This is a genomic window from Xanthomonas translucens pv. undulosa (genome assembly GCF_017301775.1).
GTDB classification, from domain to species: domain Bacteria; phylum Pseudomonadota; class Gammaproteobacteria; order Xanthomonadales; family Xanthomonadaceae; genus Xanthomonas_A; species Xanthomonas_A translucens.
Window position 1 is genome coordinate 378,950 of record NZ_CP063993.1, and the last position, 20,825, is coordinate 399,774.

The window sequence follows — 20,825 nt, forward strand, 5'->3', positions numbered from 1 at the left end:
CCCGCGGCGGCGCCAACCGTTTGCGCCGCAAACGGTTGGGTCAAGCTCCGTGTGACGTCACACGCCGTGCGCCGCCAGCTGCCCGAGACGCTGCACCGCCACCGACACCGTCGGGTAGTCAAGCGCCTTCTGCGCCGACAGTTCCTGCAGCATGTTCAAGGTGAAGCGCAGGCTGCTGTCGTCGCGCTGCAACCACTGCTGCACCTTGGCCTCGGCATTGCCGCCCGGCAACGCCAACGCCTGTCCGGCCAGCGCGCTGTGGTGCTTGGCCAGTTCGTCGCGCAACACGCCACGGGCTACCGCATGCCAGCGGCCGTTGACCTCAAGCGCGTCGATCTGCTCGAAGATCCACGGCAGCTGCAAGGCCTCGCCCAGGCGGAAGTGCACCTTCGACACCTCCACCGGCTTGAGCTTGCGGGTGCGCGCCATCTCGATGATGTCGAACGCCGGCTCCAGGAAGCGCAGTTCCGACAGCTGCTGCGCCAGCGCCGGCGGCAGGCCCTTGTCCTGCCATTCCTGCACCAGCGCCTCGTACAGCGGGCGCTGCGAGTCCGACAGCACGCCGGAGGCGACGCGGATGTCGTTGAACGGCTCGTGGTAGCGCTCCACCGCCGCGGTGATGCCGGGCATCGGGCCGGGCCGGAACAGCAGCCAGCGCACGAACGCGCGCTGCAGCTTCCAGATCACTTCCAGCGCATCGATCTGCACCGACTCGGGCACCTGCCCGTCCAGCGCGTCGATCTGCGTCCACAGCGCGCGCGCGTCCAGCGTCTCGCGGCTGATCGTGTACGCCTTGGCGACCTCGCCGATGCTGCGCCCGGTGTCTTCCTGCATGCGCATCAGGAAGGTCGCGCCCATGCGGTTGATGGTGGTGTTGGTGACCGCGGTGGCGATGATCTCGCGCTTCAGCCGGTGCCGCTCCATCGCATCGGCGTACTTCTTCTGCAGCGGCTGCGGGAAGTAGCGCTGCAGCTCCTTGGACAGGTACGGATCCTCGGGGATGTCCGATTCCAGCAGCTGCTGGAACGCGACCAGCTTGGAATACGACAGCAACACCGCCAGCTCCGGCCGGGTCAGGCCCTGGCCGCGCGCCTTGCGTGCGGAGATCTCCGCATCCGAGGGCAGGTATTCGATCTGCCGGTCGAGCAGGCCCTGCGCTTCCAGGGTGCGGATGAAGTGCTGCTTGGAGCCCAGGCGCTTGACGCTCATCCGCTCCATCAGGCTCAGCGCCTGGTTCTGGCGGATGTTGTCCCACAGCACCAGCTCGGCGACCTCGCCGGTCATCGACGCCAGCAGCGTGTTGCGCGCCGCCACGCTCAGCTTCCTGGCCTGCACCACGTCGTTGAGCAGGATCTTGATGTTGACTTCGTGGTCGGAGGTGTCCACGCCGGCCGAGTTGTCGATGAAGTCGGTGTTGAGCAGCACTCCGACCTGCGCGGCCTCGATGCGGCCGAGCTGGGTCAGGCCCAGGTTGCCGCCCTCGCCCACCACCTTGCAGCGCAACTGACCGCCGTTGACGCGCAGGCCGTTGTTGGCGCGGTCGCCGACGTCGCCATGGTTCTCGCTGGCGGCCTTGACGTAGGTGCCGATGCCGCCGTTCCAGAACAGGTCCACCGGCGCCTTGAGGATGGCGTTCATCAGCTCGTTGGGCGAGAGCTGCTTGACCCCCGCCTCCAGGCCCAGCGCCTCGCGCACCGGCGCGCTGATCTCGATCGACTTCAGCGTGCGCGGATAGAGGCCGCCGCCGACGCTGATCAGCGTGGCGTCGTAGTCGGCCCAGCTGGAGCGCGGCAGCTTGAACAGGCGCTCGCGCTCGGCGAACGAGGCGGCCGGGTCAGGCGTGGGATCCAGGAAGATGTGGCGGTGGTCGAACGCGGCCAGCAGGCGGATATGTTTGGACAGCAGCATGCCGTTGCCGAACACGTCGCCGGACATGTCGCCGATGCCGACCACGCTGAAGTCCTGGCTCTGGCAATCGCGGCCCAGCGCGCGGAAGTGGCGCTTGACCGACTCCCAGGCGCCGCGCGCGGTGATGCCCATGCCCTTGTGGTCGTAGCCGACCGAGCCGCCGGAGGCGAACGCGTCGCCGAGCCAGAAGCCGTGGTCGATCGCCAGCCCGTTGGCGATGTCGGAGAACGTGGCGGTGCCCTTGTCGGCGGCGACCACCAGGTACGGATCGTCCTGGTCGTGGCGCACCACCTGCGGCGGCGGCACGATCTTGCCGCCGACGATGTTGTCGGTGATGTCGAGCAGGCCCTGGATGAACAGCTTGTAGCAGGCGATGCCTTCGGCCAGCACCGCGTCGCGGTCGCCGCCGACCGGCGAGCGCTTGCAGAAGAAGCCGCCCTTGGCGCCGACCGGCACGATCACCGTGTTCTTGACCATCTGCGCCTTGACCAGGCCCAGCACCTCGGTGCGGAAATCCTCGCGCCGGTCCGACCAGCGCAGGCCGCCGCGCGCCACCGCGCCGAAGCGCAGGTGCACGCCTTCCACGCGCGGGCCGTACACGAAGATCTCGCGGTACGGGCGCGGCTTGGGCAGCTCCGGCACCTTGGCCGAATCGAGCTTGAAGCTGATGCAGTGGCCCAGGCCGCCGTCCTTGCCGGTCTGGTAGTAGCTGGTGCGCAGGGTCGCTTCGATCACGCCCTTGAAGCTGCGCAGGATGCGGTCCTCGTCGAGGCTGGCGACCTGGTCGAACAGCTTCAGCAGCGCGGCATTGGCCGCCTCCAGCTGCGCATCGCGGTCGCCGCGGCGCGCGTCGATCACCGGTTGCAGCGCCTTCAGCGCGCCTTCGTCGCCGGCCGCCAGCAGGTGCAGCTGCGCCGTCAGCGCGGCCTGGCCGTCGGCGATCTGCGCCTTGCTCTCGTTGCCGGTGGCCGGATCGAAACGCGCTTCGAACAGTTCCACCAGCAGCCGTGCCAGCAGCGGATAGCGCGTGCAGGTCTCTTCGACGTAGGCCTGCGAGAACGGCACCCCGGTCTGCAGCAGGTATTTGCAGTAGCCGCGCAGGATCGCCACCTGGCGCCAGCCCAGGCCGGCGCCGACGATCAGGCGGTTGAAGCCGTCGTTCTCGGCATCGCCGCGCCAGATGCGCACGAACGCCTCGCACAGCGGCGCGTCGGCGCGTTCGACGTCGATGCTGCCGGCCAGCGGCTCCACTTCGAAGTCCTGGATGTACAGCAGCGTGCCGTCCACGGTCAGCCGGTACGGGCGCTCGGAGATCACCCGCAGGCCCAGGTTCTCCATCATCGGCAGCACGTCCGACAGCGGCAGGTCGTCGCGCTGGCGGTACAGCTTCAGGCGCAGGCTGTCGGCGCCGTCGCGGCGCAGCGACTGCAGGCTCAGGTGCAGGTCGTCGGGACCGCGCAGCGCGGCCAGGCGCTCGACGTCGCGCGCGGCGATCTGCGCGGTCGATTCCTCGATGTAGCCGGCCGGCAGCGCGCGGCCGTAGTTGGCCGCCAGGCGCAGGCCGTCGCGCTCGCCGCGGCTGGCGACCAGCGCCTCGCGCAGGTCGTCCTGCCAGTTGCGCAGCAGATGCGCCAGGCGCGCTTCCAGTTCGGTGGTGTCGAATTCCAGCGCCTCGCCCGGCTTGGGCCGCACGATCAGGTGCAGCTGCGCCAGCAGCGATTCGCCCAGCACCACGCTGGAGTCGATGTATTCGCCGTGCAGCGCGTCCTTCAGCAAGGCCTCGATGCGCAGGCGCACGTCGGTGTTGAAGCGCTCGCGCGGGAGGTAGACCAGCGCGGAAATGAAGCGGCCATACTTGTCGCGGCGCAGGAACAGGCGGCTGCGCACCCGCTCCTGCAGGCCGAGGATGCCCATCGCGGTGCGGTACAGCTCTTCCTCGTTGGACTGGAACAGCTCCTCGCGCGGCAGCGTCTCCAGGATGTGACGCAGCGCCTTGCCGCTGTGGCTGCTCGGGGTCAGCCCGGAACTGCGCATCACGTAGTCGTAGCGCTCGCGCACCAACGGGATCTCCCACGGCCGGCGGTTGTAAGCGCTGGAGGTGAACAGGCCGAGGAAGCGCTGCTCGGCAACGATGCGGCCCCTGGCGTCGAATTCCAGCACGCCGATGTAGTCCATGTAGCCGCTGCGGTGCACCCGCGAGCGCGCATTGGTCTTGGTCAGGATCAGCGCTTCCTTGATCCCCGATTCGCTCAGGCCGTGCGCGGCCAGCGTGCGCACCGGCCGCGACGGCGACTTGTCGTGGCCGCGCAGCAGGCCCAGGCCGCTGTCCTCCAGCGGCGCCAGCACGTCTTCGCCGCCCTGCTTCTCGACCCGGTACTCGCGGTAGCCGAAGAAGGTGAAGTGGTCGGCCGCGGCCCATCGCAAGAACTCCTGCGCCTCGCGCCGGCCCTTGTCGTCCACCGGCAAGCGCCGCGTGGTCAGGTCGTCGGCCAGGGTCAGCATCTTTTCGCGCATGCCGCTCCAGTCGCGCACGATGTTGCGCACCTCGCCGAGGATGCGCCGGATCGCCGCGTCCACCCGCGGCATGTCCTCCGGCGGCTGCCGGTCGATCTCCAGCAACATCAGCGATTCCGGCTTGCCCTCGCCGACCGTGTCCAGCGTGCCGGCCTTGTCGCGGCTCATGCGCAGCACCGGGTGGCCGAGCACGTGTACGCCGATGCCCAGCTCCGACAGCGCCATGCTCACCGAATCGACCAGGAACGGCATGTCGTCGTTGACGATCTGCAGCACCGTGCGCGAGGACTCCCAGCCGTCCTGCTTCAGGCTCGGATTGAACACCCGCACATTGACCGTGCCCGGCTTGCGCTTGCGCGCGAACTCCAGCATCGACGCCGCCAGCGCCGCCCACTCCTGCGCGCTGTGGTGGGGGAACTCGTCCTCCTCCATGCGCTTGTAGAACTCCTCGGCGAACAGCTGTGCCTCGGCCTGGCGGCCGCTCGGATAGCGCTGGCGCAGCGCCGCATACACCGGCTCCAGGCTGAAGCCGCCAGCGGCCGCGGCCGGCACTGCAGCGCTGGCCCGCGCCGTGGCGGCCGCACGCGGCGCGGTGCGCTTGGCGGCAACCGGGGCGGCCTTGGCCGCCTTGGCGGACTTGGACGAGGGGAGAGCGGGCTTGGACGCGGACTTGCTGGAGGATCCGGCCGAGGACGTGCTGGAACGGGAGGCGTCTGATTTGGGTTTCATGACGGGGAGCAACAACGATGCTCATTGGGAAAGCCAGAATTGTACCGGTGACGTGTGCAACTCCCTTGCTGCATGGCGCAAACCGGGATGGGCAGCGACACCACACGCCACATCCGGCAACCGCGCGCGGGCGCCGCCGTCACGCCGCCATCACCGGTTGCGGCAGAGCGTCGCCCATGTCGCGACCTGCTGCGATCGGCGCGCTGCTGTCAAGGCTGTTCTAATTCTAAACTGGACGGTATAGTCCAAATTCAATGACCGCCTCCCCAGCCCCGCTCCGCCAGTCCCAGGCGCGCGATCAGCGCGTGTATGCCGCTGTACGCGAACTGTTGGCCGAAGCCGGCATGCGCCTGAGCATGGAGGCGGTGGCCGCCCGCGCCGGCTGCTCCAAGCAGACCCTTTACAGCCGCTACCGCAGCAAGCAGGACTTGCTGCAGCGGGTGATCCAGGACCATACCGAACTGAGTGCCACCCACCTGGGTCCGGCGAAGGGCGAACTGCGCAGCAGCCTGCTGCGTTTCGCCCGCGAGCACCTGGAACAACTGTCCGAGCCGCGCGTGCTGCAGAGTTGCCAGCTGATCGCGGCCGAAGCGCGGCATTTCCCCGAGCAGGTGCGCGCGCTGTTCCGCGACAGCGCGCAGGCGCTGATGCAGCGCCTGAGCGAACGCCTGCAACTGGCGGTGGCCGCCGGCCAGCTGCGCCATGACGATCCGCACTGCATGGCCGAACTGCTGTTGAGCATGATCGTCGGCATGGATTTCGAGCGCCAACGCTTCCATACCGCCCATCGCAGCGACGCCGCCGCGCAGCGCGCCTGGGCCGAATTCGCCGTCGATGGTTTCCTGCGCGCGTTCGCCGCGCCCACCCCCGCCTCCCTTTCGTTTTCAACACCAGACCGGAGTACCACCCGATGACCTCCCCGTTGCGTTCCCTCGCCCTGGCCTGCGCCGTCGTGGTGGTGTTGGCGTCCTGCAAGAAACAAGAGGAACCGCAGGCCATGCCGCCGCCGGAAGTGGGCGTGCTGGAAGCCAGGCCGCAGACGCTGCCGCTGCAGCGCGACATGGTCGGGCGCCTGTCCGCGTACCGCAGCGCCGACGTGCGCGCCCGCGTGGCCGGGGTACTGGAGAAGCGCCTGTACACCGAAGGCACCGACGTGAAGGAAGGCCAGCCGCTGTTCCAGATCGACCCAGCGCCGCTGCGCGCCTCGCTCGCCTCGGCGCAGGGCCAGCTGGCCGCGGCCGAAGCGACCTACGCCAACGCCAAGGTCGCCGCAGGCCGTGCGCGCAGCCTGGCGCCGCAGGCCTACGTGTCCAAGTCCGACCTGGACAGCGCCGAAGCCACCGAGCGCACCTCAGCCGCCTCGGTGCAGCAGGCGCGCGCGGCGGTGGAAAGCGCACGTATCAACCTGGGCTACGCCACCGTCACCGCGCCGATCGCCGGCCGCGCCGGCAAGCAGCAGGTCACCGAAGGCGCGCTGGTCGGCCAGGGCGACACCACCCTGCTGACCACGATCGACCAGCTCGACCCGCTGTACGTGAACTTCTCGATGAGTTCGGACGAACTGGCGCAGCTGCGCCAGGCGCAGACCCAGGGCAACGTGGCACTGAACGACGCGGGCAAATCGACCGTGCAGGTCAAGCTCGGCGACGGCAGCATCTATGCGCAATCCGGCACGCTGGACTTCTCCGACACCGCGGTGGATCCGAGCACCGGCTCGGTGACCCTGCGCGCCCTGTTGCCCAATCCGGACCGGGTGCTGCTGCCCGGCGCGTTCGTCAGCTTCGCCGCCAACCTGGGACAGCGCAATAACGCCTACCTGATCCCGCAGCAGGCGATCCAGCGCGATGCCAAGGGCGCCTACGCGCTGGTGGTCGGCAAGGACGGCAAGGTGCTGCGCAAGGATGTGGTCACGGTCGGCCAGCAGGAAGGCAAGTGGATCGTCGGCTCCGGCCTGGCCGGCGGCGACCAGATCATCGTCTCCGGCCTGCAGAAGGCGAAGGAAGGCGCGCCGGCCAAGACCACGCCGTGGACCCCGGACGCAGCGGGCCAGGCGCCGGGCGGCGCCGCGCCGCAGGGCCAAGCGCCCGCTGCCGCCGCGTCGCAGGACAAGGCCGCCGGCCAACCGCAGGGCGCAGCGAGCGGCGACACGCCGGCCGCCGCGGCCGATTCCAAGCCCGAGCAGCAGTAACGGACCCCCGCCATGCCTAAGTTCTTCATCGAACACCCGGTCTTCGCCTGGGTGGTGGCGATCCTGATCTCGCTCAGCGGCGTGATCGCCATCCTCAACCTCGGCGTCGAATCCTATCCCTCGATCGCGCCGCCGCAGGTCACCGTCACCGCGACCTACCCCGGCGCCAGCGCCGACACCACCGAACGCTCGGTCACCCAGGTGATCGAGCAGCAGCTGACCGGTATCGATCACCTGCTGTACTTCAGCTCCTCGTCCTCCTCCAGCGGCACCGCCACCGTCACCCTGACCTTCGAGACCGGCACCAATGCCGACATCGCCCAGGTGCAGGTGCAGAACAAGGTGTCGCTGGCGACGCCGCGCCTGCCCTCGGAAGTGACCGCGCAGGGCGTGGTGGTGGCCAAGGCCAACGCCGGCTTCCTCAGCGTGATCGCGCTGCGTTTGGACAACCCGTCGATCGACCGCAGCGCGCTCAACGACATCGTCGGCTCGCGCGTGCTGGAGCAGATCTCGCGCGTGCCCGGCGTCGGCAGCACCCAGCAGTTCGGCGCCGAATACGCGATGGACATCTGGCTGAACCCGGAAAAGCTGCAGGGTTATCACCTGTCCCCGAGCCAGGTGTACAACGCGATCAGCGCGCAGAACGTGCAGTTCGCCGCCGGCTCGATCGGCTCCGATCCGGCCCCGTCCGGGCAGTCGTTCACCGCCACGGTCACCGCCGAAGGCCGCTTCAGCTCGCCCGAGCAGTTCGAGAACATCATCCTGCGCGCGGACGGCAACGGCAGCGTGGTGCGGCTGAAGGACGTGGCGCGGGTTGCGTTCGGCCCGACCAGCTTCGGCTTCGACACCCAGTACAACGGCAAGCCGACCGGCGCGTTCGCGATCCAGCTGCTGCCCGGCGCCAATGCGCTGAGCGTGTCCGAGGCGGTCAAGGCCAAGATGGACGAGCTGCAGCCGAGCTTCCCGCAGGGGGTGAGCTGGTTTACCCCGTACGAAAGCACCACCTTCGTGCGGATCTCGATCGAGGAAGTGCTCAAGACCCTGGCCGAGGCGATCGTGCTGGTGTTCCTGGTGATGCTGGTGTTCCTGCAGAACTTCCGCGCCACCATCATCCCCACCCTTGTGATCCCGGTGGCGCTGCTGGGTACCTTCCTGGGCATGTGGGTGATCGGCTTCACCATCAACCAGCTGACCCTGTTCGCGATGGTGCTGGCGATCGGCATCGTGGTCGACGACGCGATCGTGGTGATCGAGAACGTCGAACGCATCATGTCCGAAGAACACCTGGCGCCGAAGGCGGCCACGCAGAAGGCGATGACCCAGATCACCGGCGCGGTGGTGGCGATCACCGTGGTGCTGGCGGCGGTGTTCATCCCCTCGGCGATGCAGCCCGGCGCAGCCGGCGCGATCTACAAGCAGTTCGCGATCACCATCGCCATGGCGATGGGGTTCTCGGCGTTCCTGGCGCTGAGCTTCACCCCGGCGCTGTGCGCGGCGTTCCTGAAGGCCACCCACAATGAGAACCCGAACTGGGTGTACCGCACCTTCAACAAGTACTACGACAAGCTGGCGCACCGCTACGTCGGCGCGGTCGGCAGCACCATCGGCCGCGCGCCGCGCTGGATGGCGGTGTTCGCGCTGCTGGTGGTGCTGTGCGGCTTCCTGTTCACGCGCATGCCCGGCAGCTTCCTGCCCGAGGAAGACCAGGGCTTCGCGCTGGCGATCGTGCAGCTGCCACCGGGCGCGACCAAGGCCCGCACCAACGACGTGTTCACGCAGATGCGCGGCGTGCTGCAGCAGCAGAAGGCCGTGGAAGGCATGCTGCAGGTGGCCGGCTTCAGTTTCCTGGGCCGCGGCGAGAACGTCGGCATGGGCTTCATCCGGCTCAAGCCGTGGGCCGACCGCGACGTCACCGCCACCGACCTGATCGGGCAGTTGAACGGCATGTTCTACGGCATCAAGGGCGCGCAGATCTTCGTGGTCAACCTGCCCACGGTGAACGGTCTGGGCCAGTTCGGCGGCTTCGACATGTGGCTGCAGGACCGCACCGGCGCTGGCGAGGAGGCGCTGATGCAGGCGCGCAACATCCTGCTCGGCAAGGCCGCCGCGCGCCAGGATGCGCTGGCCGGGGTCCGCCCCAACGGCCTGGAGAACGCGCCGCAGCTGCAGCTGAGCGTGGACCGGGTGCAGGCGCAGTCGATGGGCCTTTCGGTCAGCGATATCTACCAGTCGATCCAGATGATGCTGGCGCCGGTGTACGTCAACGACTTCTTCTACGAAGGCCGCATCAAGCGCGTCAACATGCAGGCCGACGCGCCGTTCCGCACCGGTCCGGAGTCGCTGCGCAACTTCTACGTGCCCAGCAGCAGCGCCACCGACAGCGACGGCCTGCCGCAGATGATCCCGCTGAGCACTGTGGTGAAGTCGAACTGGATCTACAGCTCGCCGTCGCTGAGCCGCTACAACGGCTATTCGGCGGTCAACGTGGTTGGCAACCCGGCCCCGGGCGGCAGTTCCGGCCAGGCGATGAGCGCGATGGAGGAGATCGTCAACAACGACCTGCCGCCGGGCTTCGGCTTCGATTGGAGCGGTATGTCGTACCAGGAGATCATCGCCGGCAACAGCGCTACGCTGTTGCTGGTGCTGTCGATCGTGGTGGTGTTCCTGTGCCTGGCGGCGCTGTACGAGAGCTGGTCGATCCCGGTGTCGGTACTGCTGGTGGTGCCGATCGGCGTGCTCGGCGCGATCACCTTCTCGCTACTGCGCGGCCTGCCGAACGACATCTACTTCAAGATCGGCATGATCACAGTGATCGGCCTGGCGGCGAAGAACGCGATCCTGATCGTGGAATTCGCGGTGGAACAACGTGCGGCGGGCAAGACCCTGCGCGAGGCGGCCACCGAGGCGGCGCACCTGCGCTTCCGTCCGATCCTGATGACCTCGTTCGCGTTCATCCTCGGCGTGCTGCCGATGGCGATCTCCAGCGGCGCCGGCGCCAACGCGCGCCACTCGATCGGCACCGGCGTGATCGGCGGCATGGTGTTCGCCACCCTGCTCGGCGTGCTGTTCATCCCGCTATTCTTCGTGGTGGTGCGGCGCATGCTCGGCGACAAGCTGGACGAACCGTCGAAGGAATACGTGGCGATCCAGCAGGAAGGGCAGAACCGGCATCAGCCGGATCGGTGAGGCTGTTGTCGGGACTCGGGACTCGAGTCAGAGCGCTGAATTTTTAAGAGAGGTTGAACTGCACGCAACAAAAAAGCGGCCGGATCGGCCGCTTTTTTGTTTTGAGCCCTTAGGGAAGCGAGCCACGCCAACGACCGTACAGGCCCGGCGCTCGCTCCAGCCATGCTGCTCGATGAGCCAGGCAAGAAGCGGGCGTTTGTGCGCCGGGTCTACAGCTTTTTTGCGATGACATCCTTGAGTGCATGGTTTTCCATGGCGAGCTCGGCGTACATGCGTTTGAGCTTGCTGTGCTCGGTCTCCAGGTCGCGAAGGCGCTGCACGTCAGCAGCCTCCATGCCGCCGTACTTGGACTTCCAGACGGAGTACGTCGCGTCGGAAATACCAGCTCACGGCACACATCCTTGACATGGCGGCCGCCCTCAACCTGCTTCAGCGTGGCGACGATCTGGCTCTCGGTGAATTTGCTCTTGCGCATCGTTGGTCTCCTCGGTGGCTAGTGTGCCCGGAGACCTCTAGTTATGGATGGATCAATTTTACGGGGAGTCGACACTACCAGCGCATTACCAAGGATTGTTGATCCTGTTGAATCATGCTGTCAAGGCGAGCTTGGAGCAGCCGCGCGTTGGGACAAATCCGGGACAGCGGCTCTGCAAAACCAGTTCAACACGCTTGTATTCATCGTCGTTGAAGGATTTTTCTGGAGACACAAAAAAGCCCGGAAAATCCGGGCTTTTCAAGGCTTTACATTGTGCCCAACCCCTTAGGAGTTGGTGGGCGGTACAGGGTTCGAACCTGTGACCCCTACCATGTCAAGGTAGTGCTCTACCGCTGAGCTAACCGCCCATCGCTGCTGCGGCCATACCGCTGCAGGGGCGCGAATTTTAGCCCACCTTGCAGCCAAGAACAATAGCCGCCGGCAGGACGCCGCCAGCCTCGTGCCTAGCTGACCAGGCTGGCGTCGCGCAGCTTCTTGATCTGGTCGCGCACCCGCGCAGCGTCCTCGAACTCCAGGTCGCGGGCGTGCTGGTACATCTTCTGCTCCAGCGCCTTGAGCCGCGACGCCACCTCGGCCGGCTCCAGCATGCGGTAGTCGGCCGGCTCCTCCGCCACCCGGCGTCCCTTGCCCTTGCCGGACTTGGTCTCGACCGCGCCATCGGCGCGCGCGCCCTCCAGGATATCGACGATCGGCCGCGCCACCGACTTCGGGGTGATGCCGTGCTCGAGGTTGTACTCCACCTGTTTTTCGCGGCGACGCCCGGTCTCGTCGATCGCCGCCTGCATCGAACGGGTCATCCGGTCCGCGTACAGGATCGCCTTGCCGCGCAGGTTGCGCGCGGCGCGGCCGATGGTCTGGATCAGCGAACCAGTCGAACGCAGGAAGCCCTCCTTGTCCGCGTCCAGGATCGCCACCAGCGACACCTCGGGCATGTCCAGGCCCTCGCGCAGCAGGTTGATCCCGACCAGCACGTCGAACTTGCCCAGGCGCAGGTCGCGGATGATCTCCACGCGCTCGACCGTGTCGATGTCCGAGTGCAGGTAGCGCACCTTGACTCCGTGTTCGCTCAGGTACTCGGTGAGGTTCTCGGACATGCGCTTGGTCAGCGTGGTGACCAGCACGCGATCGCCCAACGCCACGCGCAGCCCGATCTCGGACAGCAGGTCGTCGACCTGGGTGCCGACTGGGCGGATTTCCACCTCCGGATCGATCAGCCCGGTCGGGCGCACTACCAGCTCGGTGATCTCGCCGGCCGATTCGCGCAGCTCGTACGGACCTGGCGTGGCCGACACGTAGATGCTGCGCGGCGAACGCGCCTCCCATTCTTCGAAACGCAGCGGCCGATTGTCAAGCGCGGACGGCAGGCGGAAACCGAACTCGACCAGCGTCTCCTTGCGCGAGCGGTCGCCCTTGTACATCGCGCCGATCTGCGGGACAGTGACGTGCGACTCGTCCACGACCAGCAGCGCGTCGGCCGGCAGGTAGTCGAACAGGGTCGGCGGCGGCTCGCCTGCGGCCTTGCCGGTGAGATGCCGCGAGTAGTTCTCGATGCCGTTGCAGTAGCCGACCTCGGCCATCATCTCCAGGTCGAACTGGGTGCGCTGCGCCAGCCGTTGCGCCTCGACCAGCTTGTTCTGCGCGTACAGATGCTCCAGCCGCTCCTTCAACTCGATCTTGATCGTGTCCACCGCGCTGAGCGTGCGTTCGCGGGTGGTGGCGTAGTGGGTCTTCGGGTAGACGGTGTAGCGCTGCAGCTTGCGCAAGGTCTCGCCGGTCAGCGGATCGAACAGGGTCAGCTGCTCGACATCGCCATCGAACAGTTCGATGCGCAGCGCCTCGCTGTCCGACTCGGCGGGAAACACATCGATGACTTCGCCGCGCACGCGGAATGTGCCGCGGTGCAGTTCGTATTCGTTGCGGGTGTACTGCAGGTCGGTCAGGTGCTTGATCAGCTGGCGCTGCTCGATGTGCTCGCCGATCGACAGGATCAGGCGCAACGACAGGTAGTCCTCCGGCGCGCCCAGGCCGTAGATCGCGGACACCGTCGCCACCACTAGCGCATCGCGGCGCGACAGCAGCGTCTTGGTCGCGGCCAGGCGCATCTGCTCGATGTGCTCGTTGATCGAACTGTCCTTCTCGATGAAGGTGTCCGAGGACGGCACGTAGGCCTCGGGCTGGTAGTAGTCGTAATAGCTGACGAAGTACTCGACCGCGTTGTTCGGGAAGAACGCCTTGAACTCGCCGTACAGCTGCGCGGCCAGGGTCTTGTTCGGCGCCATCACCAGGGTCGGCTTCTGGATCGCCTCGACCACGTTGGCGATGGTGTAGGTCTTGCCCGAACCGGTGACCCCGAGCAGGGTCTGCTTGGCCAGACCGGCCTCGAAGCCGGCCACCAGCTTCTCGATCGCCCGCGGCTGGTCGCCGGCCGGCGAGTACGGCGATACGAGTTGGAAACGGTCGGACATGAACGGGCCTCGGGATGAATGTGAGTACAGGAGCCTCGGCTGACGCACTGCCGGGAGGATTCCTTACATGGGAACGGTGAACCCTCTCATTCAAGCCCCTGCGCAAGGGGACCGAGACTGGTAGCCCCCATCGAAGGGTGACTCCCATGTGGAAATCCAGTGTTCGAGGCTACACATTGCTGCAGTTGGCAATCGTGATGGCGATGATCTGCGTGCTGACCGCGATCGGCATACCGGCCTTCCAGGACCTTCTGATGCGCCAACGCCTGGCAGTCACCAGCTATCGGCTCAGTTCGCAGCTTGCCCTGGCGCGCAGCAGCGCCATCAGCTACGGCACGCCGGTCAGCGTGTGTCCATCGGGTGGCGACGGGAAATGCCGCGCCGACAACGACTGGAGCCACGGATGGATGGTCTACCGCGACCTGGAACGACAAGCGCAACCGACCGACCCAAGCAGGATTTTGGGCCTGGAAACCGCACCGGCGGCGGCCTCCATCACTGTCATCTCGAACAGCGGCAGGCAGGCCGTGCGCTTTCTGCCGGACGGCCGCAGCGCCGGCAGCAACCTCAGCATCAGGATCTGCGGAAAGGGGCGCCTGCTGGCTGAGGTGGTCGTGAACAACGCCGGCCGGACCCGCTTGGCCAGGGCGGCGGCAAGTCAGGCATGCCAAGCGAAAAACTGAATTCCCGGAGCAACGAAAAAGGGCTTGCGGATGACTTGCAAGCCCTTGATATTTTTGGCGCCCGAAGTTGGACTCGAACCAACGACCCCCTGATTAACAGTTAGGGCTACGAAGCTTTTAGATCAATAGGTTACATCGGTTATTTTTCCCAGAGACGGCTCCGCGAGCCGTTGCAGTGCTTGGCTTCAACAGCGAATTCTCCCGGTACGCCATCGAGCGGGATGGTGCGCTGCGTAGACGATAACAGCCGACCGGTAGCTGGCAGGGGCCTGCTTGTGGCAGCTTTGCCCACTGGATGATTCGCGGCAGGCAAAGGAAGGGCCAATGGCTCGAATGTGGATCGTGGTCGGCGATCCGACCAGCAGCGGCGGCCGTGTCGTCACCGGTTCGCCTTACACGGATATCGAGGGCGCACCCGTCGCTCGGGTGGGCGATAAGGCCGTCTGCCCGCTGCACAAAGGCGCGTTTCCGATTGTGGATGGCGACCCCACGATCGTCATCGACGGCCAGCCGGTCGCGCTGGATGGCTCCAGGCTCGCGTGCGGCTGCAGCGCCACCACCCAGCGGCAATCGCGCACTTCTGTGGACCAGGGCAGCGGCGCGGCCGCGGAATCGCCTGCGACAGCTTCAGTCCCGCTGTTGGCACCGCTGCTAGCCAACAAGCCCCGGGTCTGCCTTGAATGCCTACTGTCCGGCGCGGCGACCGGCGCGCCGCTCCTGGGCCGCGCATGACCACCTGGTATCAGTTCGCGCTGATCGACTGCGCCGGCGGCCCGGACAGGATGGCCACGCTGCAATACCACGCCGCGAAGGACGGGCTGCAGCATCGATCGCTCTTCGATCGTCAGCCAGAGGCCGAGCATGCCGCGGCTGCGCCCTGGCTGCTGGCACTGCCGCACGGCGCGGTCAGGCCGACGCTAGATCCCTGGCTGGCGCAGTTGGGACGAAGTAATACCGGGCTGACGCGCCTGGCTTCGGAGGTACCCTTCGACGCCTTGTTCGACCATCTGGAGGCGCAGCTCGACATCGCGCTGCCTGACGGCACCCTCGCCCTGATGCGGTTCTTCGACCCACGCGCCTGGCTGCGGTACGCCGGCGTGCTCACCGTCGACCAGCAACTGCAGTTGCTCGGTCCGGCGCTTGAATGGCAGATCACGCTGCAGGGCCAGGAATGGACCCTGGCACGCGCGGACCTGCGGCGCCTACAGGAGGGAGCCGAGCGTGCTGCAGCTGACGCCTGAGCAGTACGCAAAGCTGTGCCTGCCTGATCCGGGTGCCTTCCTGCCGCGCCTGGCCGCCGAGGTCCGACGCGACTACCCAAAGCAGGTGGCCAAGCACGATGACGTGGCGCTGCTCGCCCTGGTGCGGAGCAGCTACGACCACGCCGTCCACGTGCTGCACATCACCCACCTTCCGACGCTTGTTCGCTGGGTGAAAGCCGACGTCGCATGGGCGCCGGGCCTGCGCAACCAGGCGATCACCGGCGTATGGTTTGCGGAAACGGACAACCCCAACGTGACGGCTGCCGACTTGCTGTGCATGCTCTCTTCCGATCTTGGACAATGAAGGAAAACACAAATGGTTGCTGTACCCGTTCCGATTCCGCCGCCACCCGTTGTCCGGCCAGCGTGGGATCCAACCCAGGCGGACCCTTACGGCGGCCCTACGGTCGGCCAGGTCTGGAATAAGGTGAAAGAAGCGGCCGGCGTCAACACCGACAGCAAGGCGGAGCCGCGCGTGCGGGCGCAAGACACGGACTGCTCGCATACCATAAACCAGAACGAATGCAATCAGTGCAAGCTGGCGCAGGGCATGCCGACGCCGGCGAACTACACCATCCCGGCCAAGCAGTACGGCGACTTCGATTACCAACTCCGCATCGCGAACATGCGTGCGGCGCCGGAGCATTTCGACTACACCTATGGCGGCACGAATCTGGATCGCGCCCGGGCAAAATTGTTGGGTGGCAAGAATGAGATCACGGTGATCGAGTGGCTTCACGGCCCAATTCGTTTTGACGGCTTCTGGCGTCCCTCCTGCACTGCGGTCGAGGCGAAGGCGCACTACAAGCAGTTCATCGACGCGGGAACAGGGGAGTTGCGGCCCTGGGCGATGGTCAAAGCACCCAGCATCTTTGACTCCTGGCTAAGGCAGGTCGTGAACCAAAAAGCCTACGTCGATACACTCGGCAGTCCTGCGAATCTCGAATGGCACTTCCTCGAATTCGTTAGTTTTCGCGCTGCGCGTACACTTTTCGGCCCCCTCGGCAGCGTCTGCCGCCACACACCGTGAGCCAAATGAGCGACATGATTCGCGCTTTCATCGACGCATCGATACCAGCTGGCACGCCCGATGTCGAAGCCGCCTACGATCAACTGGCCATGCTGGTTGCGCAGCTCGCCCTGGTGCATCCCGCTCTCGCCGGATGGGTCGAGCACCCACGTGCGGGTGACGCAGGCCCAATGCCATTCTCTGACCGGGCCGGGTACATCGAGCGTGTCAGCCGATACGCTGCCCAGGACAAAGTGCAATATCCGCACACGCCGAACGCGGGCGCGATCGAGGCCAACTTAACTACCGCGGTGACCGAAAGCGATTGGCTAACGCCAGGGAGAGCGTCGATCAAGTACATGCCTGCGCTTGGGCGCATGACGCTGCAGATCTACGAACCCACCAAGGCTTTCGCCGCCGGCGACACGCCACGCATCGTCCGGCAGTGCGTTGCAGCGCTGGGTGCGGCACTGCCAGCGACATTTATCGCCACCGACGCGCACGCGCGGATGCAGAACGGCGAGGAAGGTTTCGAGACCTATGCGTTCGACCATCAGCTGTTCCCGCATCGCCGCTGGCTCGGTTGGATGGGCTACGTACCGCACCTTGTCGAATCGCGGCACATACCAGAGGCGGCCGCACTGATTCCGGTCGGCCGCAAGGGAACTGTCATCGTCGCCGTGGATGAGTGCTTCGATTTACATAACCCTGCCCACATGAAGCGCGCACACGAAGTCGAGGCACGCATGGCGCATCTCGGCCTGCTCGAGGTCACCGATACTTCCTTGCTCGGCTAGCTCCATCACCGTTTCTTCCAGCCGCCCCGGTAGATTCGCGCCATAGCGCTTCCTGACGGCTATGCGTGGCGAGAATGGACCGACGACGACCTGGCACTCACGCTGGGCGGCCGCAACATCGGCCTGTTCGTCCAACTCGCAAACAGCCACTGCCGGGTCCACGCAACGTCAGCACCACGCACACGGCAACTGCCTTCCTGCCAGACCAGGTCCGCTCGATCGCATTTCTGGAGGCGTGGGCAACTCGCTGGGACGAGCGGATCCGCGAGCAGTACAGCCGCCTCAATCTTCACCTCGACACGCCGCCGGCACCTGTGCCGCACGATTCATACCCGGACGTGCCCGTTCCAAAGCGCCGCCGGCGACGGTAGCGCGTCCTCTCTCATCCCACCCCGACTCTGGCCAAGGCGACCAGCTGCGCGCGCGTGCGCCAATGACACGTCGACGTCGACGCCATGCGCCGGAAGTCAGCCTGCAGCAGCGGCTGACAATTGGCAGAGTCTTTGCAACCGTATAGCCCACTCTCAAAGGCTTGGGCTGCAAGATGCGAGCGAAGGTATTGCAACCCACTGGCAAAGTTGGTGACACTAGCTTCGAATTCGATCCAAGTGACGCCACTGGGTTCCCAAGACGCTTGCCGCCCGCTCGAAAAATTGGCCTAGGCCGCAGTGCACTTACCGGTCTCATCCCTAGTCAGAAGCTGTCCGAAGGGGCGTCAGCACGCTTCGAATCCTCGTTGCGGCTCGTTGGGGGAGAAAAGGTGAGAGGGGCGGACGCTCACCGAAGAACTGTAGCTGGCTCATGATTGTTAGCGGTCTCGCTCCTTCTCTGCGACATGGCGGTGATATGAGCAGATTGATTCGCCATACTCATCTAGGCCCAGAGGCACGGAGCAAACCAGACACTTTTTTTCTTCATACTCGAAGCCGCAGGCGAGGCACATTTCTTCCTCATGAACATATGCCTCTTCGTCACATTCGGGGCAGGTATCCAGAGGATCAGGTCCACCATCTTTCGCCGCTAAGAAGCTTGCGCCAGCAAAGTGGCTGGGAAGTATGCGAACGAGCCACTCCTGATTAGAGCTAGTGTAACCGCAAGCTCTGCACGCCCACTGAGCCTCAAATGGATTTGTGTTTTGTGGCTGGGTCTGCCTGATAAGCTGGGAGCTACATTCAGGGCATCCCTCGCGCTCAATAGCATCCGTTAGCAGGCCAGGGCCATCGATTTGCGCATAAGAAGCCCTGCACTTCGCTCTGAGGCGATCTTCGACCTCCTTTTCTTTCACAAGTAAGGCCCATGCGCTCTCGTCGATCTCCTCCTGAGGATCGACCCCCAAATGCTTTGGCATGAACTGAGAGAGAAAAAGAAGGCCATCAGCGAAAGCGCCCCGGATCTGACTAACATCATCAACGTGGTGATGCTCAACGCGGTTCCGGATTTCCGTGATCCTCTGTAAAAGGTTGGCGTCCACTTCAATGTCGCAGGATTTAAAGCGTGCAATGATCTCAGATACGTCAACTGTCGTTCTACCTGACTTCTCGAAGATTACGTTCCCATCATCATCCAAGGAAGGCGTGATTTGTTTCCAAATCAGAATCTCGTCTGTAGAAGATAAGCGCCGAAGCTTCTCCTTACAAAGAAGCAAGATGCCGGCTGTCAGGTTTCGGACTGCTGACGAGAGGCGAGGTGGGGAGCCATCATTGAAATCCTCCACGCCAACCTGTATTGCGTTGAGCGCGTTAAGGTATATCGGATGCTTCGGCATGACCTGTCCCCCTCTCAGTTTCTTCAAGAATAGAACTTTCCGGGGTCGGATAGGGACTCCCAAACTGCCATTTTCTGACAGATTCAGCGTGTTGCTAGCACGCCGAGGCGGCGGACCCACCACCTGCCGCGCCGGCGTCGACGCCGACCTGGTCAGCTTGCAGCGACCGCGGCGGCCGGGCTGCGCACGGCGCCCTGCAGGCGCTGCCGCCCGCCGACCAGCAGTTTCAGGTCGTCGCGGTGTTGTGAGAGTTGCATCCTCTTTGCCTAGTTGCGCTGACTTTGCCAATTCACAGCGGCCAACCACCGACGTGGCCAAGCGCCAGTGAGAACGAGCGCGGGAGAGAACAGGCCCAATGCCCCATCTAATGCCGATTTTTCGGATAACCATCGGAGACAGGTAATTTAGGTAATCTGCCCATACGAAGGGAACTTTCTATAGTAATTTCAAATACATACAATAATTCATTAAAGGTAATTTCGGGGTAATATGGAGGTAACGGGATTACTTTTGCAGAGGTAATCTGATCATGTAAAAAATTCCTTGTAAATCAATGACATCACCTTCTCCGACTCGGCGGATTACCTGAAATTACCACAGGAGGTAACTTAGTAATTTCGATTTATAATCAATGACTTGATGCAACATCCGCCCCCGGAATTACCTGGGTTACCTCATTCCGATGGTCATCTGGAAATTCTGGCTATCGGGCCGGCAGCCGCCATGGCCCCGTGGGAGGCGTTACAGAGGGGCCACCCGCGCAGGGATCCGCAGGGGCCGGGAACCCAAGAAAACCGTCCTGAGAGACAGCAGCGGCGCGCCCGCTCAAGGCTGCAGGGGCGCAGAAAAACCGGCGCATGAAGACCGCAGGCGTGGCGGGGCGACGACTGCGCGCGCCAGGAGCTGACGCCTGCCAATAGTGATCTATCCGCGACCGGGGCGTCGACGCCCCTTGGCGCGCCGACTGCGCGCGCATTCGGGGCGTGCGGGGCCAGCCGCCCGCCAGGCGCCCACGAAAAAGCCGCCCCGTAGGGCGGCTTCTTTGCGGCCTGGTGATGGGTTGGCCGATTACTTGATCGGGTCCACTTCGCGCCCTCGCTGAAAGCGCTACTTCGGCGCGGCCTGGGCGGGGCGTGCCTTGGGCGCTGCGCCAAGGGGGGCCAAGCGCCGCAGCAAGATGCTCGGGGCTCGTCTGGAGCGCCTTCGAGACTTACGCGCCAGGAGGAGGATTACCAGCACACGACTTCGTGCGGTACGAGTGGTAATCGGTGACCGCCCAGCCCCCACCGGCACTGTTCGACACCCACATGTATGTCCACGACTGGCTCACGCCGCCGCCGCAGGATCCCACGGAGAAGGTAGCACCTGGTTGGCCAGAGATAGGAAGCTGCACAGGCGGCAGCGGAGCATTCATGTCTGCCAGTGTCGCATTGGTAGGGATCACTTCGGTGTACTTAACCGTAACCGTTCCGAGGTTCTGGGGATCGCCCGCCATTCTGCCTGTGGGATCGGAGTGCAGCAGCAACCACTGCTGGATTTGCTTAACTTCCTTCGACCCGGGCAGATAGGTCGTTTCGACAACCCTGCTCGTCGTCGTCTTCGTCGTGCTTTGCTCGGCCTGCACAGTGACAGCCATGCTCCCTGCAGCCACAGCAAGTGCGAGCACGGTACCCTTCAAGTAGCGTTGAAATTCCATCTTTTATTGTCCTTTGGCATAGTGTCGGGATGTCTATCCAGACATGAGCATCTTAGACCTGCAGGCACCCGCGGGACGGAGCACTTCGTAGACAACTGGAATCATCCATGTAAGGCCCGAGACGCTT

General features: G+C 64.9%; 13 protein-coding genes, 1 tRNA gene and 1 pseudogene. 9 read left to right on the forward strand and 6 right to left on the reverse strand.

Annotation, left to right across the window (positions count from 1 at the left end; genetic code table 11):
• Positions 1 to 57 precede the first annotated feature (57 nt).
• Entirely contained in the window at positions 58 to 4,974 is a 4,917-nt protein-coding gene (locus ISN38_RS01440) for an NAD-glutamate dehydrogenase (RefSeq protein WP_425509986.1), read from the reverse strand.
• A 431-nt stretch (positions 4,975 to 5,405) separates the two neighbouring features.
• Here ISN38_RS01440 and ISN38_RS01445 point away from each other — a divergent pair, with 431 nt between their 5' ends.
• The 3 genes from ISN38_RS01445 to ISN38_RS01455 are packed head-to-tail and all read left to right on the forward strand — an operon-like array spanning position 5,406 to position 10,525.
• Positions 5,406 to 6,065: a TetR/AcrR family transcriptional regulator gene (locus ISN38_RS01445; RefSeq protein ID WP_003468262.1), complete on the forward strand. Its 660-nt coding sequence runs from the start codon at positions 5,406 to 5,408 to the stop codon at positions 6,063 to 6,065.
• Entirely contained in the window at positions 6,062 to 7,339 is a 1,278-nt protein-coding gene (locus ISN38_RS01450) for an efflux RND transporter periplasmic adaptor subunit (protein WP_003468257.1), read from the forward strand. The genes ISN38_RS01445 and ISN38_RS01450 overlap by 4 nt, the downstream gene beginning before the upstream one ends.
• Before the next feature lie 12 nt (positions 7,340 to 7,351).
• On the forward strand, positions 7,352 to 10,525 hold the full coding sequence (locus ISN38_RS01455; RefSeq protein WP_206712024.1) for a multidrug efflux RND transporter permease subunit: 3,174 nt from the start codon (positions 7,352 to 7,354) through the stop codon (positions 10,523 to 10,525).
• Positions 10,526 to 10,642: 117 nt separating this feature from the next.
• Here ISN38_RS01455 and ISN38_RS01460 read toward each other — a convergent pair.
• The 3 genes and pseudogenes from ISN38_RS01460 to uvrB form a co-directional block, all read right to left on the reverse strand.
• A pseudogene (locus ISN38_RS01460) lies at positions 10,643 to 11,000 on the reverse strand (transposase); the annotation flags it as partial.
• A 293-nt stretch (positions 11,001 to 11,293) separates the two neighbouring features.
• Positions 11,294 to 11,368: transfer RNA gene (locus ISN38_RS01465), tRNA-Val, on the reverse strand.
• 96 nt (positions 11,369 to 11,464) lie between these two features.
• A complete protein-coding gene (gene uvrB / locus ISN38_RS01470; protein ID WP_003468255.1) occupies positions 11,465 to 13,486 on the reverse strand; it encodes an excinuclease ABC subunit UvrB in 2,022 nt (673 codons plus the stop codon).
• A gap of 146 nt (positions 13,487 to 13,632) precedes the next feature.
• On the opposite strand from uvrB, the gene ISN38_RS01475 reads away from it, so the two are divergent.
• From ISN38_RS01475 to ISN38_RS01500, 6 genes are all read left to right on the forward strand, one after another.
• Positions 13,633 to 14,169, forward strand: a complete 537-nt coding sequence (locus ISN38_RS01475) for a GspH/FimT family pseudopilin (protein ID WP_038237525.1) — start codon at positions 13,633 to 13,635, stop codon at positions 14,167 to 14,169.
• A gap of 324 nt (positions 14,170 to 14,493) precedes the next feature.
• Positions 14,494 to 14,901, forward strand: a complete 408-nt coding sequence (locus tag ISN38_RS01480) for a PAAR domain-containing protein (RefSeq protein ID WP_196479431.1) — start codon at positions 14,494 to 14,496, stop codon at positions 14,899 to 14,901.
• Positions 14,898 to 15,410 carry a DUF4123 domain-containing protein gene (locus tag ISN38_RS01485; protein WP_206712025.1) on the forward strand — a complete coding sequence of 171 codons (513 nt, stop codon included), beginning with the start codon at positions 14,898 to 14,900 and terminating at the stop codon, positions 15,408 to 15,410. The genes ISN38_RS01480 and ISN38_RS01485 overlap by 4 nt, the downstream gene beginning before the upstream one ends.
• Complete coding sequence (locus ISN38_RS01490; protein ID WP_058359484.1) at positions 15,391 to 15,735, forward strand: hypothetical protein; 345 nt, start codon at positions 15,391 to 15,393, stop codon at positions 15,733 to 15,735. The genes ISN38_RS01485 and ISN38_RS01490 overlap by 20 nt, the downstream gene beginning before the upstream one ends.
• A gap of 12 nt (positions 15,736 to 15,747) precedes the next feature.
• Complete coding sequence (locus ISN38_RS01495; protein WP_206712026.1) at positions 15,748 to 16,461, forward strand: Tox-REase-5 domain-containing protein; 714 nt, start codon at positions 15,748 to 15,750, stop codon at positions 16,459 to 16,461.
• 5 nt (positions 16,462 to 16,466) lie between these two features.
• The gene (locus ISN38_RS01500; protein ID WP_206712027.1) at positions 16,467 to 17,237 is read left to right on the forward strand and encodes an Imm52 family immunity protein; all 771 of its coding nucleotides are present in this window, start codon (positions 16,467 to 16,469) and stop codon (positions 17,235 to 17,237) included.
• Between the two features lie 808 nt (positions 17,238 to 18,045).
• Here ISN38_RS01500 and ISN38_RS01505 read toward each other — a convergent pair.
• Together ISN38_RS01505 and ISN38_RS01510 are read right to left on the reverse strand one after the other, a co-directional pair.
• A complete protein-coding gene (locus tag ISN38_RS01505; protein WP_206712028.1) occupies positions 18,046 to 19,029 on the reverse strand; it encodes a hypothetical protein in 984 nt (327 codons plus the stop codon).
• Positions 19,030 to 20,212: 1,183 nt separating this feature from the next.
• The gene (locus ISN38_RS01510; RefSeq protein WP_139116146.1) at positions 20,213 to 20,698 is read right to left on the reverse strand and encodes a hypothetical protein; all 486 of its coding nucleotides are present in this window, start codon (positions 20,696 to 20,698) and stop codon (positions 20,213 to 20,215) included.
• Positions 20,699 to 20,825: the final 127 nt, after the last annotated feature.